Below are 25,409 nucleotides of genomic sequence, written 5' to 3' on the forward strand. Positions count from 1 at the left end.
CGTCCCCGCTGATCGCTCATCCCCAAGGAACGGAGCCGACGATGGATCTCGAAGCGCTTCCCGGCCCCGCAGTCGACGCGCCCGAGGCCGGTGACGACCTCGTGCTGACCGTCGAGGAGGCCGCCGCCCGGCTACGCGTCGGCCGGACGACGATGTACGGCCTGATCGCCTCCGGTGCCGTCGAGACGGTCACGATCGGCCGACTCCGCCGGGTGCCGACCGCAAGCCTGCACACCTACGTCGAGGGACTGCGAACGCGAGGTGAGGCGGCATGACCGAACCGAAGCGCACCCGCCGGGGGAACGGCGAATCCAGCATCTACCTCGGGAAAGACGGCAAGTGGCACGGCCGGGTGACGGTCGGTGTCAAGGACGACGGCAAGGAGGACCGCCGCCACGTCGAGCGGAAGACCCGAACCGAGGTCGTGAACGCCGTCCGCGAGCTGGAGAAGCAGCGCGACGCCGGGCGTGTCCCGAAGCCGGGGGAGCGGTGGACGCTCGGGAAGTGGTTGACGCACTGGCTGAAGGAGGTCGCCCTCCCCTCGGTGAGCGAGAACACCTACGCCGGTTACGAGGTCGACGTGCGGGTGCATCTCATTCCCGGCCTCGGCGCTCACCGGCTCACTGGCCCGAACCGCCTCCAACCTGACCACCTCACGCGCTTTTACACGAAAATGCAGAAGCAGGGCAGCAAGCCCGCGACCGCTCATCACGCGCACCGCACCGTCCGCACGGCGCTCGGTGAGGCCGTGCGCCGCGGCATCCTGACCGAGAACCCGGCCGAACTCGCCAAACCTCCCCGGATCGAGGAGGAGGAGATCGAACCGTACACGGTCGAAGAGGCGCAACGGATCCTCCTCGCGGCGAAGGGACCGAACCGGGCGCGGTGGGTGCTCGCCCTCGCGCTCGGCCTGCGCCAGGGCGAGGCGCTCGGGCTGAAGTGGGAAGACGTCGACCTCGACGGCGGCTACCTGCGGATCCGGAAGAACCGGCTCCGCCCCAAGTACGAACACGGATGCGGCGGCACGTGCGGGCGCAAGGCCGGCTACTGCCCGGCCCGCAAGCAAATCCGCCGGGAGACCAAGGCCACCAAGTCACGCGCCGGACGTCGCACCGTCGGCCTACCCGACGAGTTGGTCAAGCTCCTCCGCAAGCACCGCGAGGAGCAGGAGGCGCTACGCGCGACCGCCGCACAGCTCTGGACGGCGAAGGGTTACGTGTTCACCTCGGCGACCGGTGAGCCGATCGTGCCCAACACCGACTACCACCACTGGAAGCAGTTGCTCGCCGACGCCGGCGTCCGGGACGCCCGGCTGCACGACGCCCGGCACACTGCGGCGACCGTGCTCCTCATCCTCGGCGTGGACGGCCGGATCGTGGACGCCATCCTCGGGTGGGAGCCGGGCGGCGCCGCCCGGATGCGAGCCCGGTACATGCACGTCACCGACCCGATGCTGAGCAAGGTGGCTAAGAAGGTCGGCGCCGCGCTCTGGGGCTCCTCAGCGGAGGACACGACCTAGCTCGGCGAGGGCATCAAATCTGTAGTTGGGAAGGGGACCACACGGGCCAGGCCCAGTCAGTAATCGTCATACGCTGCCAGTACCGTCGGCACACCCACTGACAGACAGCCCAGGAGTCCCGATGACACGCAGGACACGCATCCTGCACTTCACCCATGAGGACAACTTGGTGCAGATTTTCGGGCGGGGAGGGCTGGTATGCGACAAGCAACGCCGCTCGTCAGGCATCGAATCGCGGAACGTCGCTTACAGCGATCTTAAGCTGGAGCGATCCCAAACGATTGTTGAGGTTCCGCCGGGTGGAACCCTTGACGACTACGTTCCCTTCTATTTTGGTCCAAAGTCACCAATGATGCTCACCTACATGAACGGGAATGTCACTGGATCTCTTGAGGACCTTAACGAGATTGTGTATTTCGTGTCCTCTGCCCAGCACGTCGAAGCCAGTGGCCTAAAGTTTGCTTTTACCGACGGTCATCCAGTTAAGCAGCCGCGATTCTTTTACAATGACCTAGCGGACCTTGGGGAAGTCGACCACGCCCTCATGTGGCAGAAATGGTGGCACGACACGGACGAGTACCCCGACCGCAAACGTCGCAGACAAGCTGAGTTTCTGGTGTGGCGGGAGATGCCCCTCACAGAAATTGACCACTTGGTCACGAAGAGTCATCCGAAGCGGCTGGAAGTTGAATCAATGTTGTCGAATTGGGATCTAGATATTCCGTGCCGTGCGTGGCCTAGCTGGTACTATTAAAGCGGATCAGATGGGGAGGCGAGACGATGGCGATCAGGGTTGAACACGGCAATCTTCTGCTGGCGCAAGTGGACGCGATTATCAACACTGTGAATACGGTTGGTGTAGCCGGCAAGGGTATAGCCTTGCAGTTTCGTCAAGCTTTCCCGGAGAATTTCCGTGCATACGAGAAAGCTGCGAAGCAGGGGCAAATAGTTCCAGGCAAGATGTTCGTCACCTCGACAGGTCTGATTCAGTACCCTCGTTACATAATAAACTTCCCCACCAAGCGCCACTGGCGGGCGGGGAGTCGAATCGCCGATATTGAATCGGGCCTGGTTGATCTAGTCGCCATGATACGCGAATATCAGATCTCTTCGATAGCAGTTCCTCCTCTTGGCTGCGGTAACGGCGGTCTTGACTGGTCGGATGTCCAGCCGCTTATTGTCGGCCATCTAGACGCGCTTTCGGATGTTGATGTATTGCTCTATCCCCCTAGCACGGCGCCGTTGGCCGAGGAGATGCCCATACGGACCGAACGGCCGGCGATGACTCTAGGCAGGGCGGCGCTTCTAATGCTTCTTAAACAGTACCGAGAGGCTGATAGTTTCCGTCTGTCGGCTCTAGAAGTCCAGAAGTTGGCATACTTCCTCCAGGCTTCCGGAGAGTCGCTTCGCTTGAATTATGTCAAGGCGAAGTACGGCCCCTATGCCGAGAATCTCAACCATGTCCTACGAACCATGGATGGGCATTACACCGTCGGTTACGGGGACCGAAGTCGAGAGCCGCAGATAAGGCTCGTCGACGGCGCGGCGTCGGAAGCGAAGAACTTCCTCGAAGGCCATGGCGCGACTAAGGCCAATTTGGATAGAGTATCCAGGCTCGTGCGAGGCTGGGAAACACCGTTCAGTCTCGAACTTCTCGCTACGACTCATTGGGCACTCACGCACGGAATGGGGAAGGTCTCTCGCGCCGAGGTCTACAAATTTGTTGCATCCTGGACGCCTCGCAAGGCTGACCTTTTCAAGGAGAAACAAATCGATCTAGCGATCGATCACCTCGTTGCGCATCGGTTCGCAGATCCCGTCTAGTGTCTGCGTCGGACTATCGCTTCGAGCCGTCCGGCGGTCTGTCGGACCGGTGACGTTGGCTCTGCCCTCGAACTTGGACCCCTGCCCCCGCCGCTGCGACAGCGCGTCGAGGGACGCAGTCGCGCCTCGCGCCCGACAGAGGCTCCTGAGGGCAACCGAGACGGAAACTGAGACGGAGCCCAGGTTCTGAGCACACATTGAAGGCCCGGCCGGCAGTCCGGACGGGCCTTCGTTGTGCCTGGTCAGCCAGGCTGGCGGAGGATACGAGATTCGAACTCGTGAGGGGTTGCCCCCAACACGCTTTCCAAGCGTGCGCCCTAGGCCTCTAGGCGAATCCTCCGCCGAACAGGCTACCGGACGCAGCCCCCCGCTCCGTACACCGGTCCACGCACAGCCCGCTCTTGCCTCCACCCGCCAGGATCGGGTCACGGACGCGCGACCCCCGGTCTCCGTCCGTGGCGAACCGATGACACGATGACGGGGCCGAGTACCCCGCGCGCACCCCAGCGCGCACCCCGGTTGCAGGAGGACTTGTGGCAAGGGGCCGGAGAAGGCGTCAGGGCGGACCAGGCCGCTGGATCGCCGCGGCGGTAGCGCTGATCGTGGTGGTCGCCGCGGCGGTCACGGCCGTCACCCTGCTGCGCGGGAACGACGACGACCAGAGCGACACCGCCGGCCCGGCGAACACGACGTTCAAGACCGAGTACGCGCCGTACGTCTACATGACGCTCGCGAACCGGCCGACGCTCACCCAGATCGCCGCGAAGACCGGCGCCAACGCCCTGCATCTCGCGTTCGCGATCACCCAGGGCGACAGCTGCTCGGTGGCCTGGGACGGCACGACCGCGATCGACAAGTACAAGGCCGAGATCAAGGAAGCCGTCGACAAGGACATCGACGTCATCGTGTCGACCGGGGGCGCGAACGGCGGCGACGTCGCCCAGGCCTGTGGCGACGCGGAGACCACCCAGGCTCAGCTGCAGAAGCTCGTCGACCTGGGCGTCCGCTACCTCGACTTCGACGTCGAAGGGGACGAGCGGGAAGCCGACGCGGACGCGAACAGCGTGCGCGCGGAGGCGATCGCCGCGCTGCAGAAGAAGTACAGCGACCTCAAGGTCTCGTTCACGCTCCGGGCGGCCAGCCCGACGGCGGCCGACCAGGCCGACGGCGCGGTCAGCACCGCACCCTGGGTGGCCGCGGTCGACGCCGGCGTGACGATCGACCGGGTCAACCTGATGACGATGAACTTCGGCGGCGACGTCGCGGCCAACGACATGGCCGCGGCCACCACCGCGGCCGCGAACGGCCTGCACCAGCAGGTTCAGACGATCCAGGGCGTCGAGTCGGCCGAGGCCTGGAGCATGATCGGCATCACTCCGATGATCGGCGCCAACGACACCAAGGGCGAGACGTTCTCGCTGGACAACGCCAAGACCGTCACGCAGTTCGCCACGAAGAACGGCATCGGCATGCTCGGGTACTGGGCCGCCGGGCGCGACACGCAGTGCGGTGCCGACGTCGCCACACAGCCGGTCGCCAACTGCAGCGGCGTCGACCAGGACCCCTACGCGTTCGCGTCGGTCTTCAAGGCGGTCCTCGGTTAGAGGCCGCTGACCCGCTGTGGTTAGACTCATGACCAGCCCCTCGTGCGGCGCGTAACCTGTGAACCTCCCCAGGGCCGGAAGGCAGCAAGGATAAGCGGGCTCTGGCGGGTGCACGGGGGGTCCTTCTTTTCCCCAGCCGCCGTCCGTCGGGTGTGAGTTGTCGGACGGGCGTGGGAAGCTTTCTGGCGTGGCCAACCGCGCTCTCTACCGGAAATACCGGCCCCGCACGTTCGCTGAGGTCATCGGCCAGGAACACGTCACCACACCGCTGATCCAGGCGCTGAAGAACGGCAAGCTGAACCACGCTTACCTGTTCTCCGGCCCGCGTGGCTGTGGAAAGACGTCCAGCGCCCGCATCCTCGCCCGGTCGCTCAACTGCGTGAACGGCCCGACGCCGGAGCCGTGCGGAGTCTGCGACTCCTGCGTCGCGCTGGCTCCCGACGGGCCCGGCTCGCTCGACGTCGTCGAGATCGACGCGGCCAGCCACGGCGGTGTGGACGACGCCCGCGACCTGCGAGAGCGTGCATTCTTCGCGCCGGTGTCCAGCCGGTTCAAGGTGTACGTCATCGACGAGGCGCACATGGTCTCGTCGCAGGGCTTCAACGCGCTGCTCAAGCTGGTCGAAGAGCCGCCGGATTTCGTCAAGTTCGTGTTCGCGACGACCGAGCCCGACAAGGTGTTGCAGACCATCCGGTCTCGTACCCATCACTACCCGTTCCGGCTGATTCCGCCGAGCACGATGGTCGGGCTGCTCGACCGGATCTGCACCGACGAGAGCGTGACGATCGAGAAGTCGGTCCTGCCGCTCGTCGTGCGGGCCGGCGGGGGGTCGGCGCGTGACTCGCTGTCGATCCTCGACCAGCTGCTCGCCGGCGCCGGCGAGGGTGGCGTCACGTACCAGAACGCGGTCGCGCTGCTCGGCGTCACCGACACCGGGCTCCTCGACGAGGCGACCGGCGCGCTCGCCGCCGACGACGGCGCCGCGCTCTACGGCGTCGTCGACCGCGTCGTCGAGGCCGGGCACGACCCGCGTCGGTTCGCGTCCGACCTGCTGGAGCGGCTCCGCGACCTGGTGATCCTGTCGACCGTGCCCGACGCCGGCCCGAAGGGCCTGGTCGATGCGCCGGCCGACGAACTCGAGCGGATGACGCTGGTCGCCAACCAGCTCGGTGTCGCGACGGCGTCGCGGATGGCTGATGTCGTGCACAACGGCCTGGTCGAGATGCGCGGCACGACGTCTCCACGCTTGCTGCTCGAGCTCGTCTGCGCGCGGATGCTGCTTCCCGCGGCCGACGAGAGCCAGGCCGCGCTCCTGCAGCGCCTGGAGCGACTCGAGCGCCGTTTGGCGATCGCCGGTGACCCCGGTCAGTCGTCTGCTGCTTTCATGCCTACGCCCGGCGGTACGACGTCGGCGGCGGCATCGCCGCCCGCCCAGGCGCCCGGCGGCCCGGCGGCGGGTGTCTCCGATGCCGGGGCCCGGGGTGCCGGGGTGCCGGGTGCTTATGGGCCGGGCGCCGCGGTCTCGGGTGCCGGTGGGCCAGGCGCGGGTGCTGTGGGGCCGGGCGCCGGGGCGGCGGGCGTCGAAGGTCTGGCGGCTGGGGCGCCCGCGGCTGGGGCGGCCGCGGCTGCGGCGGCGGCCTCCGGCGGTGGGGCTTCGGGCGCGGGAGCGCCAGGTGGCGCGGCCGGGCCAGGTGGCGCGGCCGTGGCGGGTGGCGCGGCTGTGTCAGGCGGGTCGGTGCCGGCTCAGGGCTCGGCGCCGGATACGCACGCCGGCGTGCCGTCCGCGCAGGCGCACGGCGGGGCGCCGGCTCAGGCCGGTTCGCAGACTCACGCCGGGTCATCGGCGATCGGCGTCTCGCAGGCGTCCGGCGGGCCGGCGGTGGACAGGGCGCAGACCCACGGTGGGTCGGTTGCCCAGGGCGGGCCGACCGCGAGCGCGTTGCAGGCGTCCGGCGGGCCGGCGATGGGCGGGGCGCAGACCCACGGCGGGTCGGCCGCGCACGGTGGGTCGGCAGCGCACGGTGGGTCGGCTGCGCACGGTGGGTCGGCTGCGAGTGGGGCGCAGGCGGCTGGCGGGTCGGCGGCGCACGGTGACGCTCTGCAGGGTGGGGCGGGACCGGGTGGGGTGGGGGAGCCTCCTTGGCCTACGCCGGCTCCGATCACGCCGCCTCGGCCGGCCGGACCCTCCGGGCCATCGGCCCAGGCCGGATCTTCCGGGCCGTCGGCCCCGGCCGGACCTGCCGGGCCGTCGGCCGGTCAGTCCGGGCCGGCAGGCGGGCACGCCGGGTCGGCGGCGGGGTCGGGCGGGGGCCCGAGCGTTCCGGCGCAGACCCCCGCGCCGATCTCCCGGCCCGCGCCCCCGGCGGCCCCGCAGCCCGTGCCGACCGCGCAGCCGGCTCCGGCCGCTCCGGCCGCGGGTGGGCTGGACGCCGGGGCGGTACGTCAGGTGTGGCCGCAGATCGTCGACCAGACCAAGCAGCGCAGCCGGATGGTCTGGGCGCTCGTTCAGAACGCGACTCCGCGCGAGGTCACGAACAACGAGCTCGTGCTCGCGGTGAAGCACCAGGGCGAGGTCCGGCGACTGTCGGACGAGAAGGTCGCCTCGGTCATCCAGGACGTGCTGCAGTCCGTGCTCGGTGTCCGGTGGAAGATCCGGGCCGAGGCGGACGGCGCGTCGGGCGGTGGGCGGGCGAGCGGTGGGCGTCGGGGTCCGGCGCCGCCGGCGGTTCCGGCTTCGATGCCGCCGATGCCCGGTTCCGCGCCGAGCGGTGGAGGTGACTGGCCGACGATCGCGCCGGTGGGTGGACAGTCGGTGCCGGTCACACCCGCTCAGGCGTCGTCTGCGCCGGTGAGCCCCTCGCCGTCCGGTGCGGCCCCGGCCAACGCCGGTCCGTTCAACGCTCCCTCCGGTGCTGCCCCCTCCGGGGCGGCCCCGGCCGGCGCCGGTCCGTTCAACGCCCCCTCCGGTGGTGCCCCGGCCGGCGCCGCGCCGTTCGGCGGCGGCTCGGCCCAGTACGGTTCCGCGCCTGCGAGCGCGCAGCAGGCCTCCGCGCCCGCGGGCTCCCCGCAGTACGGCTCCGACCCCGCGAGCGCCGGCCAATTCGGCTCGGCACCCGCGCAACACGGCTCCGCGCCCGGCGGCGCCCCGCAGTACGGCTCCGCGTCCGCGGGCGGATCGCAGTACGGCTCTGCGCCCACCGGTGCCGGGCACTACGGCTCTGCGCCGGCGAGCGCTGCGCAGCTCGGCTCCGCGTCCGCAACGGTTGCACCATTCGGCGCCGGACCCGCAGGGGCCGGAACCGGCGGACTCGGCGGACCAGGCCCCGGAGGCGCGCCGACCGGTCGGCCGGGCGGCCCGGCGCCGTCCGTGCCGGACGACGACGACATCCCGCTGCCCCCCGAACCGGCCGACCCCATGTACGACGGCTTCGACCCGGGCGACGAACCCCTCGACGACGAAGACGAGGCCGGCACCGCCAAACCCACCGACTCCGAAGCGGACGCGATCGCACTCCTGCAACAGCACCTGGGCGCCTCGAAGATCGACTGACGATCCGAGACTGACGAGCCGAGACCGGCAGGGCGGGCACCCGGACAGTAGGCTGGGGCCATGCAGCCCGGTGGTCAGCTCGACATGCAGGCGATCCTCGCCCAGGCACAGCAGATGCAGCAGCACATCATGGACGCTCAGGCGCAGCTGGCCGAAGCCGAGTTCACCGGCGCGGCCGGCGGCGGGCTGGTGTCCGCGACCGTGTCCGGCACCGGCGAGCTCGTCGGCCTGGTGATCCAGCCGGCCGCCGTCGACCCCGACGACACCGAGACGCTGGCCGACCTCGTGGTCGCCGCGGTCCGGGCCGCGAACGCCGAGGCGCAGCAGGCGGCCGCCGACACGATGGGTCCGCTGGCCGGCGGGTTGCCCGGCCTGCCCGGCCTGGGGATGTAGATAGATGTACGAAGGGGCCGTTCAGGACCTCATCGACGAGTTGGGGCGGCTCCCCGGGGTCGGGCCGAAGAGCGCCCAGCGCATCGCGTTCCACATCCTCAACTCGGACCCGGCCGACGTGAAGCGGCTGGCCGACGTGCTCGGGCGGGTGAAGGTCGAGGTCCGGTTCTGCCGGATCTGTTTCAACATCGCCGAGGCCGACGAGTGCCGGGTGTGCCGGGACGCCCGTCGCGGTGACGACGTGATCTGCGTGGTCGAAGAGCCGAAGGACGTCGTCGCGATCGAGCGGACGCGTGAGTTCCGGGGCAAGTACCACGTGCTCGGTGGGGCGATCAATCCGTTGGAGGGGGTCGGGCCCGATCAGCTGCGGATCCGGGAGCTGATGACCCGGCTGCAGAGTGGCCTGGTCAAGGAGCTGATCCTGGCCACCGACCCGAACACCGAGGGTGAGGCCACCGCGACGTACCTCGCGCTGCTGGTCAAGCCGATGGGGCTCCAGGTCACCCGCCTGGCGTCCGGTCTTCCGGTCGGCGGTGACCTCGAGTACGCCGACGAGGTGACGCTGGGCCGAGCCTTCAGCGGCCGCCGCTCCCTCGACATCTGATACCTCGACGGCTCGGCGCGCCGGGGACCGGCCCGGTATCCGTGATGCGTGTTGTTCGCGCAGATCGATCCGATGACCGAGGCAGAATTCGTCGCGCTCGGAGAAACCGGCCAGCGCCACGAGGTCATCGACGGTGTCCTCCTGACTAGGCCCGCCCCCGACCTGCGCCATCAGCGCATCTCGGCGAGGCTGCGGCTGGCCCTGGACGAAGCCGTGCCGAACGGCTGCGAGGTGCTCGGGCCGATCAATCTCCGGCTCGCGATCGATCGGATCGTCATCCCGGACATCTCCGTGCTCACCACACCCGGTGGCGACAAACTCGTGGCCTCGGCGGCCGAGGTGCTGATGATGATCGAGATCGTCTCGCCCTCGACCGAGCCGCTCGACCGGATACTCAAGCCGGCGCTGGCCGCCGAGTCGCGAATTCCGTTCTACGGGCTCGTCGAGCCCGACGGACCCACCGTCACCATCTCCGCACTGGACGGTGACGGCTACCGGGTCGTGACCAAAGCGACCGGCGACGAGCCCCTCGCCCTCACCCAGCCGTTTCCGCTGGATTTCCGACCTGCCGATTTACTGGCCACACGCCGGTGAGCACCCCCAGCGTTGCCAATACGTGACATTACGAGGGCAGCACAACGCGACATCATGGCCTGTTTCGGCGGTAGCGTCCCCGCACGTCAACGGATGGGAAACCCCTGTCCATGGAATCAGCCTGGGGGCTACGTGTACCGAGTCCGACGCGCGCTGGCCGCCGCCGTGAGCGTAGGTCTGGCCGTCTCGATGGCGGCTTGCGCGAAGAGCGAACGCGGCGAAGGCGGTGAGGGTGACAGCAACGCCACCCTGACGATCGCCGGCACCGGCAAGCCGAAGAACTTCGACCCGATCTTCAACGACGACGGTGAGAGTTTCCGGCCGGCCCGCCAGATCTACGACACGCTGATCCAGAACAAGGCGGGCACCGCCGACCTGGAGCCCGCGCTGGCCACCAAGTGGGACGTCAGCCCGGACGGCAAGGAAATCACGTTCACCCTGCGTGAGGGCGTGAAGTTCCAGGACGGCTCGGCGTTCAACGCGGCCGCGGTCTGCTTCAACTTCGACCGCTGGTTCAACATGAAGGGCGCCGCCGCCCAGAGCCAGATGATCTACTACGCCGACACGTTCAGCGGTTTCGCGAAGAACGAGACCGACTCGGCCGGCGACCCGATCTACAAGAGCTGCACGGCCAAGGACGACAAGACCGCGGTCGTCGCGCTGAACAAGTTCCGGGGCGCTCTCCCGGCCGCGCTCACGCTGACCGCGTTCTCGATCTCCAGCCCCGACGCGCTGAAGAAGTACGACGCCGACAAGGTCACGCAGTCCGGCGACAGCTTCACCTACTCGTCGTACGCGACCGAGCACCCGACCGGCACCGGCCCGTACAAGTTCGAGAAGTACGACGCGGCCAGCGGCACCACGACGCTCGTCCGCAACGACGACTACTGGGGCGAGAAGGCGAAGACCGCGAAGCTGGTCATTCGCACGATCGAGACCGAGACCGCGCGTAAGCAGGAGCTCGAGGCCGGATCCGTCGACATCATCGACTTCCCGGCCGCCCAGGACTGGAAGGGCCTGGAGAGCAAGGGCATGAAGGTCGAGGTCCGCCCGGCCTTCAACATCCTGTACCTCGGCATGAACGAGAAGAACCCGAAGCTGAAGGACCTCCGCGTCCGCCAGGCGATCGCCTACGCGATCAACCGGGACCAGCTCGTCAAGACGAAGTTCCCCGAGGGCGCCGAGGTGGCCAAGGAGTTCATGCCGTCGACGCTGTCCGGGTACGCCGACGACGTCACCCAGTACAACTACGACCCGGCGAAGGCCAAGTCGCTGCTCGCCGCGGCCGGTGCGTCGAACCTGACGCTGAAGTTCTACTACCCGACCGAGGTCACCCGGCCCTACATGCCGGACCCCAAGGCGATCTTCACCTCGATCGCGGCCGACCTGACCGCGGTGGGCATCAAGATCACCCCGGTCGCCCGGCCGTGGAACGGTGGCTACAAGGACGACATCCAGCAGGCCGGTAAGCAGGACCTCCACCTGCTCGGCTGGACCGGTGACTACAACGACGCCTACAACTTCGTGGGCACGTTCTTCGGCCGGGAGAAGCCCGAGTTCGGCTTCACCGACAAGACCGCGTTCGCCCAGATCGCGGCGGCCGACGCCGAGCCGGACGCCGACAAGCGCAAGGCCGACTACGAGCAGGTGAACAAGGACCTGGTGGGCAAGTATCTGCCGGCCGTCCCGATCTCGCACTCGCCGCCGGCCATCGCGACCGCGGGCAACATCGACGGCCTGGTGGCCAGCCCGCTGACCGACGAGCGCTTCTTCACGGTCACCAAGAAGAGCTGAGTTCGATCGTCCCCCGGGTCGGGGAAGGGCTGAACCGCCCCGACCCGGGGGACGCTCCCGTTTAAGGACGTCAATGCTTCGGTACGTCGTGCGCCGGCTCCTCGGAGTGATCCCGACGCTGTTCGTGCTGTCGTTCCTGCTCTACGTCTGGCTGCGATCGCTGCCGGGCGGGCCGGCGACAGCGCTGCTCGGCGATAAGGCAACTCCCGAGAAGATCGCGGCGCTGAACAAGACGCTCGGTCTCGACCAGCCTCTCTGGGTGCAGTACGGAAAGTTCGTCGGCCGGGTCTTCACCGGCGACTTCGGCTCGTCGCTGGCCAGCTCGCGCCCGGTGATCAGCGAGCTCGCCGACGCGCTGCCGGCCACGATCGAGCTGAGCGCGGCCGCGCTGCTGTTCGCGATCGTGCTGGGCATCCCGCTCGGCTACCTCTCGGCCAAGCGCCGGGGCGGCTACTTCGACAACAGCACGGTCATCGCCACGCTGGTCGGCGTCGCCGTGCCGGTGTTCTTCCTCGGCTACGTGCTCAAGCAGTGGTTCGCGGTCGACCTCGGCTGGCTGCCGCCGTCCGGGCGCATCACCGCGGGCATGGACCAGACGAAGATCACCGGCTTCCTGATCCTCGACGGCATCATGACCCGCGAGTGGGACGTCGTCTGGGACGCGATCCGGCACCTGATCCTCCCGGCGATCACGCTCGGCACGATTCCGCTCGCGGTCATCGTCCGCATCACCCGGGCGTCCGTATTGGACGTCCTCAACGAGGACTACGTCCGGACCGCGGAGGCCAAGGGCCTCCGGGCGCGGACGATCCGCAGCCGGCACGTGCTGCGCAACGCGCTGCTGCCGGTCTCGACGACGATCGGCCTGCAGGCCGGCCTGCTGCTCGCGGGGGCCGTCCTGACCGAGAAGGTGTTCGTCTGGGGCGGGATCGGGTCGCTGCTCGCGGAGGGCATCGAGAAGCGCGACTACCCGCGGTTGCAGGCGCTGATCCTGGTCGCCGCGCTCACCTACGTGCTGGTCAACCTCCTGGTCGACCTTTCGTACGCACTGATCGACCCGAGGGTGCGTGTGCGTTGAGCTCCGTTGAAACCTGCAGCATCGACACAGGTCCGGATGGGGTGCGTGTGCGTTGACAAGCCTCCTCGAACGTAAGCGCGACCGCATCGATCAGACCGCCCGGGGTCAGAGCCTCACCCGCTCCGCGTTCCAGCGGCTCTCCCGCAACCCGGTCGCGATCCTCGGCGCGATCATCGTGCTGCTGTTCGTGCTGGTCGCGATCTTCGCGCCGCTGCTCGCGCCGAAGGACCCGTACGTCCGGTACCTGATCGACGAGGTGCGCCAGAACTCGCCGCTGCCGGCTCGCGACGGATTCCCGCTCGGCGCCGACCAGAACGGCCGCGACGTGCTCAGCCGGCTGATCGTCGGCTCCCGCCAGTCGCTGCTGGTCGGCGTGCTGGCCACCACGGCCGGGCTGGTCGTCGGCATGCTGATCGGTGGCCTGGCCGGCGCGGTCGGCGGCTGGGTCGACACGGTCCTGATGCGGTTCGTCGACATCCTGCTGTCGGTGCCGAGCCTGTTGCTCGCGATCTCGATCGCGGCGGTCTTCAAGAGCGCCAGCCAATGGACGGTCATCGCCGCGGTCGCGGTCGTCTCGGTGCCGATCTTCGCCCGGCTGTTGCGCGGCGCGATGCTCGCCCAGCGACACGCCGACCACGTGCTGGCGGCCCGCTCGCTGGGCGTCAAAGAGTCCTCGATCGTGCTCCGGCACATGCTGCCGAACTCGCTGTCCGCGGTGATCGTTCAGGCCACGCTGACGCTGGCCACCTCGATCATCGACGCGGCCGCGCTCTCGTTCCTCGGCCTCGGCGACGCCGACCCGAACCGCGCCGAGTGGGGCGCGATGCTCGGCGATGCCCAGACGTACTTCGACATCCAGCCGTCGCTGGCGGTCTGGCCCGCGCTCTGCATCATCGTGGTCGCGCTGGGCTTCACCCTGTTCGGTGAGTCGCTGCGCGAGGCCCTCGACCCCAAGAACCGGCGGTAATTCCATGGCGCTCCTCGAGGTCAAGGACCTGACCGTCACGTTCGGCCGCCGCGGCGAGAAGCCGGTGCGGGCCGTGGACGGTGTCAGCTTCAGCGTCGAGCCCGGCCAGACGGTCGGGCTGGTCGGCGAGTCCGGCTGCGGCAAGTCGGTCACGTCGCTGGCGATCATGGGCCTGCTGCCCAAGCGGGGCGTCGACGTGGGTGGCACGGCCACCTTCGAAGACGTCGACCTGCTGAAACTGCCGGCCAAGCAGATGCGGGACCGGCGCGGCAAGGACATCGGCATGGTGTTCCAGGACCCGCTGAGCTCGCTGAACCCGGTCATCCCGATCGGCAAGCAGGTGACCGAGGTGCTCGAGCGGCACCGCGGGATGCACCGCGGCGAGGCTCGGGCCGAGGCGACCGACCTCCTCAAGGCGGTCGGGATCCCCGACCCGGAGCGGCGCCTGAAGGACTACCCGCACCACCTCTCCGGCGGTATGCGTCAGCGTGCGTTGATCGCGATCGCCCTCGCCTGCCGACCGCGTCTGCTCATCGCCGACGAGCCCACCACTGCTCTGGACGTGACGGTGCAGGCCCAGATCCTGGCCCTGCTCGAGCGTCTGGTGGACGAGGTGGGCAGCGCGCTGGTGCTCATCACGCACGACCTCGGAGTGGTCGCCGGGCTGTGCGACAGCGTCAACGTGCTCTACGCCGGGAAGGTGGTCGAGAAGACCGACCGGTACCGGCTGTTCGCGCAGCCCCGACACCCGTACACGGCGGGCCTGCTCGGGTCGGTGCCCCGCCTGGACGCCCCGCGCGGGCAGGCCCTCACGCCGATCCGCGGGTCGGTGGCGGACGCGATCCCGTGGGAGTCCGGCTGCGCGTTCGCGCCGCGGTGCGACAACAAGATCGACCGCTGCACGGCGGAGAGCCCGCAGCTCGAGCCCGACGCCGAGGACCGTCGGCTGCTGCGATGCTTCAACCCGGTGGAAGCGCCGGCCGTCGAGGAGGTTGCCCGATGACTTCTCCGGAATCCGAGGGGTTCGGGGAGCCGCTCGTCGAGGTCACCGACCTCGAGGTGCACTTCCCGATCAAGCGCGGGGTGCTGTTCGACCGCACGATCGGCCACGTGCACGCGGTCGACGGCGTCTCGCTGACGATCCTGCGCGGCGAGACGTACGGCCTGGTCGGCGAGTCGGGGTGCGGCAAGACGACGTTCGGCCGGGGCCTGCTCCGGCTGGTCGAGCCGACCGGCGGCAAGGCGCTGTTCGAGGGCTCCGACCTGCGCGAGCTCAAGGGCGAGGCGCTCCGGAAGGCTCGCCGCCGGATGCAGATGGTGTTCCAGGACCCGCTGTCCAGCCTGGACCCGCGCCAGAACGTCGAGTCGACGCTGTCCGAGGGCCTCAAGGCCCACGGGCTGTGGGGCTCCGACGGACACCGGACGCTGACCGAGATTCTCGACGCGGTGGGCCTGCCGAGTTCAGCGCTGCGCCGGTACCCGCACGAGTTCTCCGGCGGCCAGCGTCAGCGCATCGGCATCGCCAGGGCCCTCGTCCTCAAGCCCGACCTGATCGTCGCCGACGAGCCGGTCTCGGCGCTCGACGTGTCGGTGCAGGCCCAGGTGTTGAACCTGCTCGAGGACCTGCAGCTGCAGTACGGGCTCACGTACCTGCTGATCGCCCACGACCTGGCGGTCGTCCGGCACAGCGCCGACCGGGTCGGCGTGATGTACCTGGGCGGGCTGGTCGAGGAGGCCACGTCCGAGGCGCTGTACGAGGAGCCGCTGCACCCGTACACCCGGACGCTGCTCTCGGCCGTGCCGGTGCCGGACCCGCTGGTCGAGGACGATCGGCAGCGGATCCTGCTCGCCGGAGACCTGCCGTCGCCGGCGAACCCGCCGAGCGGCTGCCGGTTCCACACCCGGTGCCCGTGGCGGCAGGAGACTCGCTGCGACACCGAACGGCCGGTGCTGCGCGAGATCACGCCGGGCCACCGGGTGTCGTGCCACTACGCCGAGGACATCCGGGACGGCAAGATCCAGCCCCACGAGGTGCGTCCGGAGCTGGTGGAGGCGTCCGAGGCCCTCGGAGCGGCGTCCGTCCAGACCGTGACCGCGGAGATCGCCGGCACCCTCCCGCCCGGACACTGACGTCAGGTCATGACGGCCAGGTAGCCGTCCTCCAGGGCGGGCGCGGCCGGGCTCGCCCCGGGGGGCGGCGCGGTGGGGGCGACCACCCGGTAACGCATGCCGCCCTCGTGGGGCAGCGCGGACACCACCGTGCCCTCGGTCGGCGGCGGACCGTCGGTGACGACCGACCAGACCCGTCCGTCGGCCCGCTGGACCAGCTCCTCGGTCGTCCCCCGGAAGATCAGCCGGCCCTTGGCCAGCACCGCGACCTCCCGGCAGGTCTGCGCGATGTCGTCGACGATGTGTGTGCTCAGCAGCACCGTCCGGCTACCGGCGAACTGCGACAGCAGCGTCCGGAAGCGGATCCGCTCCTCCGGGTCCAGGCCCGCGGTCGGTTCGTCGACGATCAGCAGCTGGGGGTCGGCGAGCAGCGCCTGCGCGATGCCGACGCGCTGCCGCATCCCGCCCGAGAACCCGCGCAGCCGGCGGTCGGCATCGGCGGTCAGCGCGACGACCTCCAGCAGTTCGCCGACGCGCCGACGCCGGGCCGAGCGGTCGTCCAGGCCCTTGAGCAGCGCGATGTAATCGAGGAACTGCCGGGCCGTGAGGTCGGGGTACACGCCCAGGTCCTGGGGCAGATAACCGAGCTCGCGCTGGACGGCGGCCCGCCCCTCACCGGTGCCGAGGTCGTGACCACCGGCCACGACGCGGCCGGACGTCGGCCGCGCGATGCCGGCCAGGATGCGCATCAGCGTGGTCTTACCGGCCCCGTTCGCGCCGAGCAGCCCGAACATCCCGGTGGGGATCGTCAGGTCGAGGCCGTCGAGGGCCGCCACCCCGCCTCGAAACGTCTTGGTCAAGCTCGTGATCGTGATCTGCACAGGACTTCCTTTCAAGAGGCTCGGCGGGCGCGGAGGACCGAACCACCCGCGAGTGCGGCGGCGGCGAGGACCAGCAGCACGGCGATCGAGAGCCACGCGGTCAGCGTCGTCGGCTCGGGCCGGAGGAAGTTGAGCGTCGCGCCGGACGTCGGGCCGGCCAGCGTGTCGTCGCCGTCGACGCCGTTGAAGTGCAGCAACACGGTCAGTGGGTAGCCGCCGAGCGGGTTGATCAGCGTCCGCGCGAGCGTGGGCATCACGTCCGGCGGCACCAGGTTGCCCCAGAGCCAGTAGCCGACGAACAACACCCGGAACAGCGGCGCCGGAACGATCAGCGGGACGGTCAACGCGAAGGCGGCCACGAACAGCAGACCCGGCACGATCACCACGGCCGAGACGACGAGCGCCCAGCCCAGCGCTTCCGGCGCTGCGGTGTGCACCGCGTAGGCGGCGGCGAACCCGAAGTAGGCCAGGAAGACCGGGATGGCGGTCGCGGCGGCGGTTCCCAGGTACTTGCCGAGCAGGCGTCGGCGTGGCGAGGTCGGCGTCGCGTCCAGGATCGGGGCCACCCGCAGCCGGTCGTCGCGGATCAGCCGGTCGGCGAGCAGGCAGCCGAACCCGATCGACAGCAGCCCGTGGATCTGGACCGCGAGGCCGGTCACCGCGGTCCGCGCGTCCGGCGGAGCCTCGTTCGGGTCGAACAGGTCACGCAGCAGGCTGCCGCCGATCAGGACGAACAGCAGCAGCGTCAACGCGGGCACGATCCACACCGACCGCTTGCGGACCTGCATCCGGAACTCGTAGCGCAGGCTGGCGATCATTCGTCCTCCTCGCGAATGAGTCGCTCCGAGCGACCCAGCACCACCACGGCGAGCGTGATGAACACGGCGGCCGCGCCGAGCAGCGTCAGCCGGTTCGCGGTCCAATCGTCCGGGGCCGCGCCCCGCGTCGTCGCGAACAGGTAGAGCAGGCGTCCGGGCCCGAGCTGGGACGCGCCGGCGAAGAACTGCTGGATCGCCCAGATCGTGGTGACCAGCGCACCGGCCGCGGCCGCGCTGCGGAACAGGGCGGCCAGCGCGAAGCCCAGACCGCTCAGGCCGAGCGTCGGCGCCACCCAGGTGAGCTGCCCGACGACCGCGCCGTGGTTCTGCGGCCAGCGGGCCCACCAGCCGGTGACGATCAGCACGACCGCGGTGCCCAGAGCGAGCGCCGCGGACCAGCCGAGCGTCACCACCATCCGCCGCACCAGCGTGACGCGGTAGCGGGTGGGCGACGTGAGCTGCAGTTCGATCGCCGCGTCGTGGCCGACCAGCGAGGCGCAGGCGACACCGGCGGCGAGCGGGATCGCCATTTCCAGCGTGCCGAGCAGGACGCGGGCCGTGCTGGAGTCGCTCTCCAGTGGGTTGGCCAGCGCGGCCGCGACACCGAGGGCGATCGCGAGCGGTGGACCGAGCAGCGCGGCCCAGCCCGCCCGCCGGGCCTCGTACTGCCAGAGGGTCAGTGGTTTCACAGCAGGTGGGTAGCGCGCCGGGCGCTGAACGGTTCACCGCTGGCGAGCACCATCGCCGCGATCAGGACGACGACGCTGGCCGTCAGCACCGGCCCGTTCGTGGACCAGAGGTCGAGTACCAGCCGGGCCGGCCACGCGTTGTGGGTCAGGACGCTGTCCGAGAGCACCCGCACGGCCCACAGCCCCACCGCGGCCCCCAGCGCGATGTCCGGCCCGAACCGGACCGCGATCAGCAGGCTCAGCGACGACAGCAGCGCCATCGGTCCGAGCCAGGCCCCGACCAGCGTGTTCAGCCCGGCGGTCCCGGACGTGCCGGTGACGGCCAGCAGGATCGACGCCGCGCCCGCGAGTGCCAGGTCGTAACCGAACACCAGCGTGACCCGGACGAGCAGCAGCAACCGCCCCGACGTCGGCGCGGCCGCGATCAGCTCGGCGACCGGATCCCGCCGGGAGCGGTAGGTGCCCGCGATACCGGCCGCCGCGACGATCGGCGCGATCAGGCTGAGCACCAGGCCGGCGCTGCCCTCCGGCCCGAAGTCGCCTTGGAGCAGGACGAGCGCCACCCCGAGTGCCATCACCAGCGCCGACGCGACCGGCACGGCGAGCCGGACGAGCCGCACCTCGGCCAGTACCAGCCCGCCCAGGTACCGCAGCCGCCTTCGCGCCGGGCGCTCGGCCGGGCTCTCCAGCGCACTCCGGGTGAGCACGGTCCGCACGAGCCGGGCCGGGTCCGGGGGCCGAATCGTCGGTGTGGCGTCGGCGATCGTCTCCCAGGCGGCGAGGTCGGCGCGGCACCGTGGGCAGTCCGCCAGGTGGGCGCGGACCTTCTCGCGTTCCGCGTCGCTCAGCGAGCCGGCCGCGTAAGCCGGCAGCAGGTCTTTCACTCGGACACCTCCTGGGCGGTGAGCGCCGCGGCGACGGCGGCTCGGGCGTGGAACAGCCGGCTCTTCACCGTGCCGACCGGGATCGCCAGCACCTCGGCGACGTCGGCCAGCGGCAGGCCGGCCACGAACACCAGCGCGATCACGTCCCGGTGGTGGGCGGGCAGCAACTCGATCGCCGCGGCCACCGGGGTGCCTCCGGCGGCCGCGATCGCCAGTTCTTCGGGCCCGGCGCCCACGTCGGGCCGGTCGGGGAGATCGGTGGGCTCGGGCGCGAACCGGCCTCGCAGCCGGTTGTGGGCCTGACGCCGGGCCACCCCGAACAGCCACGTCCTCACCTTTGCGCGCCCGGAGAACGTGCCGGCCGAGCGCCAGACCGCGAGCATCGTGTCCTGGAGGACCTCCTCGGCGACCATCCGGTCACCGGCCAGCCGGTGGAGGTAGCCGAACAGCGCGCCCGCGTGCCGCTCGTACAGCCGGGACAGCGCGGTCGCGTCACCGACGGCGACCGCCCGCAGTAAGTCCTCGTCGCTGCCCGGCTCCACGTGACGTGGGTAGCAGCCACCGGCGCGAATGGTTCAGCAGATCGCGGGGTACTGGCGAGTAACATGAGCGACATGGCGGATCTCGCGGAGCTGCGTCGGGTGTTCGACGGGCACTGGGGGTGGGTGCGCGACGAGGCGCGCGAGGCCCTTCGGCGGCCCGAGTTCGGGCTGGCCGGCACCCTCGGGCTGGACGAGCACCGGCAGCACGTCTGGGAGCAGCTGCAGCAGCTGGCCAAGGTCGGCCACTCCCGGCTCGGCTTCCCGACCAGGTACGGCGGCGCGGGCGACACCGGGGCCTCCGTCGTCTCGTTCGAGATGCTCGGGTACGGCGACCTCTCGCTGATGGTGAAGTCCGGCGTCCAGTGGGGGCTGTTCGGCGGCGCGATCCAGGCGCTGGGCACCGAGCGGCACCACGCCGAGTACCTGCCCGCGGTCATGAGCCTCGAGCTCCCGGGCTGCTTCGCGATGACCGAGACCGGCCACGGGTCGGACGTCCAGCACCTGCTCACGACCGCCACCTACGACCCGGGGACGCGCGAGTTCGTCGTCGAGACCCCGGTCGAGGCGGCCCGCAAGGACTACATCGGCGGGGCGGCCCGCGATGCCCGGCTCGCGGTGGTGTTCGCGCAGCTCATGACGAACACCGAGACCCACGGCGTGCACGCGTTCCTCGTCCCCATCCGGGACGACCACGGCAACCCCTGTTCGGGCGTCCGAATCGAGGACTGCGGCGGGAAGGCCGGGCTGACCGGCGTCGACAACGGGCGGCTGTGGTTCGACCGGGTCCGGATCCCGCGGGAGAACCTGCTCGACCGCTACGGCCAGGTCGCCGAGGACGGCACGTACTCCTCGCCGATCGAGAACGCCGGCCGTCGGTTCTTCACGATGCTCGGCACGCTGGTCCGCGGCCGGATCAGCGTCGGCGGTGGCGCCGGGTCCGCGACCCAGACCGCACTGTCGATCGCGATCCGCTACGGCGAGGTCCGCCGCCAGTTCTCCGCTCCCGGTCAGGACCGCGAGGTGGTCCTGCTCGACTATCTGGCCCACCAGCGCGCGCTCCTGCCCGCGCTCGCCAAGACCTACGCTCTGCGCTTCGCGCAGGAAGGCCTCGTCCGGACGTTGGACGAACTGCAGCCGGGGGACGGTGTTCCGCCGCACAGCGTAAAAAAAGATGCGGACGTCGAGCAGAGGGAACTGGAAGCGCGCGCAGCGGGCTTGAAGGCCATCGCGACCTGGCACGCGTCAGCGACCATCCAGGCGTGCCGGGAGGCCTGCGGAGGGGCGGGCTACCTGACCGAGAACCGCCTTCCGCAGCTGCGGGCCGACACGGACGTGTTCACGACGTTCGAGGGCGACAACCGGGTGCTGTTGCAGCTGGTCGCGAAGGGTCTGCTGACCGGCTACCGGGACGAAGTCGGGGACCTGGACGCGTTCGGGATGGCGCGGTTCTACGCCGACCAGGTGTGGGAGCTGGTGGCCGAGCGGACGTCGGCGCGCAACCTCCTGGGCCGGTTCGGCGAATCGGACCTCCGCGACCGGGAGTGGCAGCTGGCGCTGTTCGAGGATCGGGAGAAGCACGTCCTGGAGGGGCTGGCCAAGCGGCTGCGCAAGGCGGGCGAGCCCGGAGCCGACCCGTTCGCGGTCTTCAACGACGCGCAGGACCACGTTCTGCGGCTGGCCCGTGTCCACGTCGAGCGGATCCTTCTGGAGGCGTTCTCGGCCGCCGTGGAGGGCTGCGAGGACGACGGCGTGCGCGCGCTGCTCGACCGGGTCTGCTCGCTGTTCGCGCTGTCGACGATCGAGGCGGACCTGGCCTGGTTCCTCGGCCACGGCCGGCTGACGCCGGGCCGGGCCAAGCGGGTCACCGGCGAGGTGAACGCGCTCTGCCAGGAGGTCCGGCCGGACGCGCTGCTGCTGGTGGACGGGTTCGGCATCCCCGAGGACTGGCTCGACGCGCCGATCGCCCAAGGTGCCGAAGCGGCGCGCCAGGCCGAGGCGCTCGGGTGAGAAGATCCCGTCCGTGACGGATCGGGGCGCCATCGCTGACGTGTGCAAACGGATGGTCGCCGACCGTCTGGTGATCGGGACGGCCGGGAACGTGTCGGCGCGGACCGGCGACCGGGTCGCGGTGACGCCGACCGGCGTTCCGTACCTCTCGATGGAGCCGGAGGACGTCGGGATCCACGCGCTCGACGGGACGCCGATCGACGCGCCGCTGCGGCCGACCAGCGAGTTGCCGCTGCACCTGGCGATCTACGCGGCCCGGGCCGACGTGGGCGCGGTCGTGCACACGCACTCGACCGCGGCCACGTCGCTGTCGTGCCTGGTGCCGCAGATCCCGGCCGTGCACTACTACCTGGGGTTGTTCGGCGGGTCGCCGCGCGTGGCGCCGTACGTCGAGTACGGCACCGACGCGCTGGCCGCCGGGGCGGTGTCGGCCCTGGAGGGGCGCACCGCGTGCCTGCTCGGCAACCACGGGGCGGTGACGGTGGGGGCCACGCTTGCGGAGGCCTACGACCGCGCGGTGTACCTGGAGTGGGTGTGCGAGGTCGCGCTGCGGGTGCTGTCGTCCGGCGTGATACCCCGGCTGCTGGACGGAGTGGAAATGGACGACGCGACCGCGCGCCTGGCCACCTACGGCCAGGCGGGCGGTCACTGAGCGGTCAGGACCGGTAGGCGCGATTCACCGCGCTGACTACCGCCTTCAGGGACGACGTGACGATGTTCGTGTCGACGCCGACGCCCCAGCGCACCTGATCGTCGCCGATCGCGCACTCGATGTAGGCCGCGGCCTTCGCGCCGCTGTCGGCCGACATCGTGTGCTCGGTGTAGTCCAGCAGCCGGGCCGGTATGCCCGCGCTGCCCAGCGCGTTGACGAAGGCGTTGATCGGGCCGTTGCCGCTCGCCCGCAGCGTCTTCGGAGACCCGTCCAGTACGACGTCGAAAGACACTTCCTCGCCGACGTTCTGGTAGCCGTTCAACGCCAGCCGGCCCCAAGGGTTGTCGGGGTTCGGCAGGTACTCGTCGCGGAAGACCGACCACATCGCCTCGGGGCTGACCTCGCCGCCCTCGTTGTCGGTGATCTTCTGGACGACCTGCGAGAACTCGATCTGCAGACGGCGGGGCAGGTCGAACTGGTGCTCGGTCTTCATGACGTAGGCGACCCCGCCCTTGCCCGACTGCGAGTTCACCCGGATGACGGCCTCGTAGGTGCGGCCGATGTCCTTCGGGTCGATCGGCAGGTACGGGACCGCCCAGCGGAAGTCGTCGACGGGGGTGCCGGCCGCCGTGGCGTCGCGCTCCATCCAGTCGAAGCCCTTCTTGATCGCGTCCTGGTGCGATCCGGAGAAGGCCGTGTAGACGAGGTCGCCGCCCCAGGGGTGCCGCTCGTGGACCGGCAGCTGGTTGCAGTACTCGACCGTGCGACGGATCTCGTCGATGTTGCTGAAGTCGATCATCGGGTCGATGCCCTGGCTGAACAGGTTCATGCCCAGCGTCACCAGGTCGACGTTGCCGGTGCGCTCGCCGTTGCCGAACAGGCAGCCCTCGACGCGGTCGGCGCCGGCCATCACGCCCAGCTCGGCCGCGGCCACCGCCGTGCCGCGGTCGTTGTGCGGGTGCAGCGACAGGATGATGTTGTTCCGGTGGGCCAGGTTCCGGTTCATCCACTCGATCGAGTCGGCGTAGACGTTCGGGGTGGCCATCTCGACCGTGGCCGGCAGGTTCAGGATCACCGGCCGGTCGTCGGACGGCTCCCAGATGTCGCTGACCGCGTTGCAGATCTCGGCCGCGTACTCCAGCTCGGTGCCGGTGTAGGACTCGGGGGAGTACTCGAACCGGATGTACGTGTCGCCCATCGACTCGGCCAGCTTCTGGCACAGCCGGGCGCCGTTGGTGGCGATCGCGGTGATGCCCTCGCGGTCGAGGCCGAACACGACCCGCCGCTGCAGCGTCGACGTCGAGTTGTACAGGTGGACGATGGCCTGCTTGGCGCCGCGGACCGAGTCGAACGTGCGCTGGATCAGCTCGTCGCGGGCCTGCGTCAGGACCTGGATCGTGACGTCGTCCGGGATCAGGTCTTCCTCGATGATCTGCCGGATGAAGTCGAAGTCGGTCTGGCTCGCGGCCGGGAAACCGACCTCGATCTCCTTGTAGCCCATCTTGACCAGCAGGTCGAACATCTTGCGCTTGCGGGCCGGGCTCATCGGGTCGATCAGCGCCTGGTTGCCGTCACGCAGGTCGACCGCGCACCAGAGCGGGGCCTCGTCGATCGTCTTCGTCTGCCAGGTGCGATCGGGCAGGTCGATCGGGGTGAACGGCGTGTAGCGGTGGATCGGCATGCCGCTGGGGCGCTGAGGGTTTTTGAAGCTCATCGCGGGGTGCTCCTCAAGACTTGGCGAGTGCAAGCCGGCAAGCACGCCAAGCGCCGCGACGAGGAAGCCGGCTCGTTAAGAGGCCTCGTCGCGGCAAAGAAGGAGGAGTCCGACCATGCGCACGTCCATCACCTTAACAGCACGAGAGGCCGCGGCTGAAAGCCGCGGCCTCTCGTGAAGGTGGATCAGCTGCCGACGCCGGCCGGAGCCGCGCCACGCAGGCGTAAAACGTACTCGACGAGCGAGATCAGCAGCGCCTTCGTCGAGTCGCGGCCACGGGCGTCGCAGTTGATGATCGGCACTTCCTGGCCGATCGTCAGCGCGTCCCGCACGTCCTGCGTCGTGTACGGCTGGATGCCGTCGAAGCAGTTCAGACCGACGACGTACGGCAGCCCGCGCTGCTCGAAGAAGTCGACGGCCGCGAAGCAGTCGGCCAGCCGCCGGGTGTCGACGAGAACGACCGCACCGATGGCCCCGCGCACCAGCTCGTCCCACATGAACCAGAACCGCGTCTGCCCGGGGGTACCGAACAGATACAGGATCAGGTCCTCGTCGAGCGTGATACGGCCGAAGTCCATCGCCACCGTGGTGGTGTTCTTGCCGGGGATCTTCGAGGCGTCGTCGACGTCGATCGCGGCGGCAGTCATCACCGCCTCGGTCGTGAGCGGGCGGATCTCCGAGACCGAGCCGACGAGCGTGGTCTTGCCGACACCGAACCCGCCAGCGATGACGATCTTGGCGGAGGTGGCGCGGCTCGCCGCAACCCGCGGCGCCGGGCGGCCGGGGTTAGAGCTTCCGAAGTCCACTGAGCACCCTTTCCAGCAGGTACGTTCCGAGCTGGTCGTCGAGCCTGCCGGGCTCGTGCACGTCCAGCATTCCAGCCTCGGCCATGTCGCCGACGATCACTCGGGCGACCCCGAGAGGAGTGCCAAGATACGCCGCGATCTCTGCCAGCGACTGCACTTGTTGACAGAGCTCGACGATCTTCTGCCACTCGTGCCGGGCCGATCCGGCCTCACGGTCACCACGGGCGGTGGCCGTGACCAGTGCCTCCATCGCGATGTCGACCCGTGGTCTGGTTCGACCACCGGTCATCGCGTACGGGCGCACCAGCGGCCCGCTTTGATCGACGTACTCGGTACTCATCGCGCGACGTCTCCTGTCGTCCCTCAGCGCGTCTCAGCTT

24 protein-coding genes, 1 tRNA gene and 1 other RNA gene are annotated in these 25,409 nt (G+C 69.7%); 17 read left to right on the forward strand and 9 right to left on the reverse strand.

Features of this window, described 5'->3' with window-relative positions; translation table 11 throughout:
- Window positions 1–41 precede the first annotated feature (41 nt).
- The 4 genes from FL583_RS17065 (at window position 42) to darG (ending at window position 3,343) form a co-directional block, all read left to right on the forward strand.
- Window positions 42–275 (forward strand): helix-turn-helix domain-containing protein, encoded by a 234-nt coding sequence (locus FL583_RS17065; protein ID WP_142705661.1) that lies wholly within the window; start codon window positions 42–44, stop codon window positions 273–275.
- Entirely contained in the window at window positions 272–1,519 is a 1,248-nt protein-coding gene (locus FL583_RS17070; protein WP_142705662.1) for a tyrosine-type recombinase/integrase, read from the forward strand. The genes FL583_RS17065 and FL583_RS17070 overlap by 4 nt, the downstream gene beginning before the upstream one ends.
- A gap of 121 nt (window positions 1,520–1,640) precedes the next feature.
- Complete coding sequence (gene darT / locus FL583_RS17075) at window positions 1,641–2,273, forward strand: type II toxin-antitoxin system toxin DNA ADP-ribosyl transferase DarT (RefSeq protein ID WP_142705663.1); 633 nt, start codon at window positions 1,641–1,643, stop codon at window positions 2,271–2,273.
- Window positions 2,274–2,299: 26 nt separating this feature from the next.
- Window positions 2,300–3,343 (forward strand): type II toxin-antitoxin system antitoxin DNA ADP-ribosyl glycohydrolase DarG, encoded by a 1,044-nt coding sequence (gene darG, locus FL583_RS17080; protein WP_142705664.1) that lies wholly within the window; start codon window positions 2,300–2,302, stop codon window positions 3,341–3,343.
- 252 nt (window positions 3,344–3,595) lie between these two features.
- Here darG and FL583_RS17085 read toward each other — a convergent pair.
- A tRNA-Ser gene (locus tag FL583_RS17085) sits at window positions 3,596–3,683 on the reverse strand.
- A gap of 193 nt (window positions 3,684–3,876) precedes the next feature.
- Here FL583_RS17085 and FL583_RS17090 point away from each other — a divergent pair.
- The 11 genes from FL583_RS17090 (at window position 3,877) to FL583_RS17140 (ending at window position 16,057) form a co-directional block, all read left to right on the forward strand.
- Complete coding sequence (locus FL583_RS17090; RefSeq protein WP_142705665.1) at window positions 3,877–4,947, forward strand: glycoside hydrolase family 18 protein; 1,071 nt, start codon at window positions 3,877–3,879, stop codon at window positions 4,945–4,947.
- A gap of 31 nt (window positions 4,948–4,978) precedes the next feature.
- An RNA gene (ffs, locus tag FL583_RS17095) (signal recognition particle sRNA small type) lies at window positions 4,979–5,075 on the forward strand.
- 59 nt (window positions 5,076–5,134) lie between these two features.
- Window positions 5,135–8,497: a DNA polymerase III subunit gamma and tau gene (locus tag FL583_RS17100; RefSeq protein WP_142705666.1), complete on the forward strand. Its 3,363-nt coding sequence runs from the start codon at window positions 5,135–5,137 to the stop codon at window positions 8,495–8,497.
- Between the two features lie 60 nt (window positions 8,498–8,557).
- Window positions 8,558–8,890, forward strand: a complete 333-nt coding sequence (locus FL583_RS17105) for a YbaB/EbfC family nucleoid-associated protein (RefSeq protein WP_142705667.1) — start codon at window positions 8,558–8,560, stop codon at window positions 8,888–8,890.
- Between the two features lie 4 nt (window positions 8,891–8,894).
- Window positions 8,895–9,494 carry a recombination mediator RecR gene (gene recR / locus FL583_RS17110; protein WP_142705668.1) on the forward strand — a complete coding sequence of 200 codons (600 nt, stop codon included), beginning with the start codon at window positions 8,895–8,897 and terminating at the stop codon, window positions 9,492–9,494.
- 48 nt (window positions 9,495–9,542) lie between these two features.
- On the forward strand, window positions 9,543–10,088 hold the full coding sequence (locus FL583_RS17115; RefSeq protein ID WP_142705669.1) for a Uma2 family endonuclease: 546 nt from the start codon (window positions 9,543–9,545) through the stop codon (window positions 10,086–10,088).
- A 189-nt stretch (window positions 10,089–10,277) separates the two neighbouring features.
- Window positions 10,278–11,882, forward strand: a complete 1,605-nt coding sequence (locus tag FL583_RS17120) for an ABC transporter substrate-binding protein (RefSeq protein WP_420843155.1) — start codon at window positions 10,278–10,280, stop codon at window positions 11,880–11,882.
- A gap of 73 nt (window positions 11,883–11,955) precedes the next feature.
- On the forward strand, window positions 11,956–12,960 hold the full coding sequence (locus tag FL583_RS17125) for an ABC transporter permease (RefSeq protein ID WP_142705671.1): 1,005 nt from the start codon (window positions 11,956–11,958) through the stop codon (window positions 12,958–12,960).
- A 52-nt stretch (window positions 12,961–13,012) separates the two neighbouring features.
- Window positions 13,013–13,927: an ABC transporter permease gene (locus FL583_RS17130; RefSeq protein WP_142705672.1), complete on the forward strand. Its 915-nt coding sequence runs from the start codon at window positions 13,013–13,015 to the stop codon at window positions 13,925–13,927.
- Window positions 13,928–13,931: 4 nt separating this feature from the next.
- Window positions 13,932–14,930 (forward strand): ABC transporter ATP-binding protein, encoded by a 999-nt coding sequence (locus tag FL583_RS17135; RefSeq protein WP_142705673.1) that lies wholly within the window; start codon window positions 13,932–13,934, stop codon window positions 14,928–14,930.
- On the forward strand, window positions 14,927–16,057 hold the full coding sequence (locus FL583_RS17140) for an ABC transporter ATP-binding protein (protein ID WP_142705674.1): 1,131 nt from the start codon (window positions 14,927–14,929) through the stop codon (window positions 16,055–16,057). The genes FL583_RS17135 and FL583_RS17140 overlap by 4 nt, the downstream gene beginning before the upstream one ends.
- A 2-nt stretch (window positions 16,058–16,059) precedes the next feature.
- Here the strand turns inward: FL583_RS17140 and FL583_RS17145 are convergent, their stop codons facing one another.
- Genes FL583_RS17145 through FL583_RS17165 form a run of 5 tightly spaced genes read right to left on the reverse strand, consistent with a single transcriptional unit; the run spans window position 16,060 to window position 19,850 of the window.
- Window positions 16,060–16,917, reverse strand: coding sequence for an ABC transporter ATP-binding protein (locus FL583_RS17145; protein WP_142705675.1), 858 nt, complete (start codon window positions 16,915–16,917; stop codon window positions 16,060–16,062).
- Between the two features lie 11 nt (window positions 16,918–16,928).
- Window positions 16,929–17,735: a hypothetical protein gene (locus FL583_RS17150; protein ID WP_142705676.1), complete on the reverse strand. Its 807-nt coding sequence runs from the start codon at window positions 17,733–17,735 to the stop codon at window positions 16,929–16,931.
- A complete protein-coding gene (locus FL583_RS17155) occupies window positions 17,732–18,424 on the reverse strand; it encodes a hypothetical protein (protein WP_142705677.1) in 693 nt (230 codons plus the stop codon). Before FL583_RS17155 ends, FL583_RS17150 begins: the two co-directional genes overlap by 4 nt.
- Entirely contained in the window at window positions 18,421–19,308 is an 888-nt protein-coding gene (locus FL583_RS17160; protein ID WP_142705678.1) for a zf-HC2 domain-containing protein, read from the reverse strand. The genes FL583_RS17155 and FL583_RS17160 overlap by 4 nt, the downstream gene beginning before the upstream one ends.
- On the reverse strand, window positions 19,305–19,850 hold the full coding sequence (locus FL583_RS17165) for an RNA polymerase sigma factor (protein WP_142705679.1): 546 nt from the start codon (window positions 19,848–19,850) through the stop codon (window positions 19,305–19,307). Before FL583_RS17165 ends, FL583_RS17160 begins: the two co-directional genes overlap by 4 nt.
- A gap of 63 nt (window positions 19,851–19,913) precedes the next feature.
- Between FL583_RS17165 and FL583_RS17170 the strand changes: the two genes are divergently transcribed.
- Both FL583_RS17170 and FL583_RS17175 read left to right on the forward strand, forming a co-directional pair.
- Window positions 19,914–21,857, forward strand: coding sequence for an acyl-CoA dehydrogenase family protein (locus tag FL583_RS17170; protein WP_142705680.1), 1,944 nt, complete (start codon window positions 19,914–19,916; stop codon window positions 21,855–21,857).
- Window positions 21,858–21,870: 13 nt separating this feature from the next.
- Window positions 21,871–22,509 carry a class II aldolase/adducin family protein gene (locus FL583_RS17175; RefSeq protein ID WP_240746719.1) on the forward strand — a complete coding sequence of 213 codons (639 nt, stop codon included), beginning with the start codon at window positions 21,871–21,873 and terminating at the stop codon, window positions 22,507–22,509.
- A 4-nt stretch (window positions 22,510–22,513) separates the two neighbouring features.
- Here FL583_RS17175 and leuA read toward each other — a convergent pair whose 3' ends face one another.
- The 3 genes from leuA to FL583_RS17190 all read right to left on the reverse strand — a co-directional run bounded on the left by leuA (window position 22,514) and on the right by FL583_RS17190 (window position 25,369).
- Window positions 22,514–24,223 carry a 2-isopropylmalate synthase gene (leuA, locus tag FL583_RS17180; protein ID WP_205752214.1) on the reverse strand — a complete coding sequence of 570 codons (1,710 nt, stop codon included), beginning with the start codon at window positions 24,221–24,223 and terminating at the stop codon, window positions 22,514–22,516.
- A 185-nt stretch (window positions 24,224–24,408) separates the two neighbouring features.
- Complete coding sequence (locus FL583_RS17185; RefSeq protein WP_142705682.1) at window positions 24,409–25,029, reverse strand: GTP-binding protein; 621 nt, start codon at window positions 25,027–25,029, stop codon at window positions 24,409–24,411.
- On the reverse strand, window positions 25,010–25,369 hold the full coding sequence (locus FL583_RS17190) for a DUF742 domain-containing protein (protein ID WP_142705683.1): 360 nt from the start codon (window positions 25,367–25,369) through the stop codon (window positions 25,010–25,012). The genes FL583_RS17185 and FL583_RS17190 overlap by 20 nt, the downstream gene beginning before the upstream one ends.
- Window positions 25,370–25,409 lie beyond the last annotated feature (40 nt).

The organism is Cryptosporangium phraense (assembly GCF_006912135.1).
GTDB classification, from domain to species: Bacteria; Actinomycetota; Actinomycetes; order Mycobacteriales; family Cryptosporangiaceae; genus Cryptosporangium; species Cryptosporangium phraense.

Coding starts and splice junctions, on each gene's coding strand:
- FL583_RS17170 (WP_142705680.1), top strand. CDS start 19,914: ATGAGCGACATGGCGGATCTCGCGGAGCTGCGTCGGGTGTTCGACGGG.
- FL583_RS17070 (WP_142705662.1), top strand. CDS start 272: ATGACCGAACCGAAGCGCACCCGCCGGGGGAACGGCGAATCCAGCATC.
- FL583_RS17065 (WP_142705661.1), top strand. CDS start 42: ATGGATCTCGAAGCGCTTCCCGGCCCCGCAGTCGACGCGCCCGAGGCC.
- leuA (WP_205752214.1), bottom strand. CDS start 24,223: ATGAGCTTCAAAAACCCTCAGCGCCCCAGCGGCATGCCGATCCACCGC.
- FL583_RS17120 (WP_420843155.1), top strand. CDS start 10,278: ATGGCGGCTTGCGCGAAGAGCGAACGCGGCGAAGGCGGTGAGGGTGAC.
- FL583_RS17105 (WP_142705667.1), top strand. CDS start 8,558: ATGCAGCCCGGTGGTCAGCTCGACATGCAGGCGATCCTCGCCCAGGCA.
- darG (WP_142705664.1), top strand. CDS start 2,300: ATGGCGATCAGGGTTGAACACGGCAATCTTCTGCTGGCGCAAGTGGAC.
- FL583_RS17140 (WP_142705674.1), top strand. CDS start 14,927: ATGACTTCTCCGGAATCCGAGGGGTTCGGGGAGCCGCTCGTCGAGGTC.
- recR (WP_142705668.1), top strand. CDS start 8,895: ATGTACGAAGGGGCCGTTCAGGACCTCATCGACGAGTTGGGGCGGCTC.
- darT (WP_142705663.1), top strand. CDS start 1,641: ATGACACGCAGGACACGCATCCTGCACTTCACCCATGAGGACAACTTG.
- FL583_RS17150 (WP_142705676.1), bottom strand. CDS start 17,735: ATGATCGCCAGCCTGCGCTACGAGTTCCGGATGCAGGTCCGCAAGCGG.
- FL583_RS17125 (WP_142705671.1), top strand. CDS start 11,956: ATGCTTCGGTACGTCGTGCGCCGGCTCCTCGGAGTGATCCCGACGCTG.
- FL583_RS17190 (WP_142705683.1), bottom strand. CDS start 25,369: ATGAGTACCGAGTACGTCGATCAAAGCGGGCCGCTGGTGCGCCCGTAC.
- FL583_RS17135 (WP_142705673.1), top strand. CDS start 13,932: ATGGCGCTCCTCGAGGTCAAGGACCTGACCGTCACGTTCGGCCGCCGC.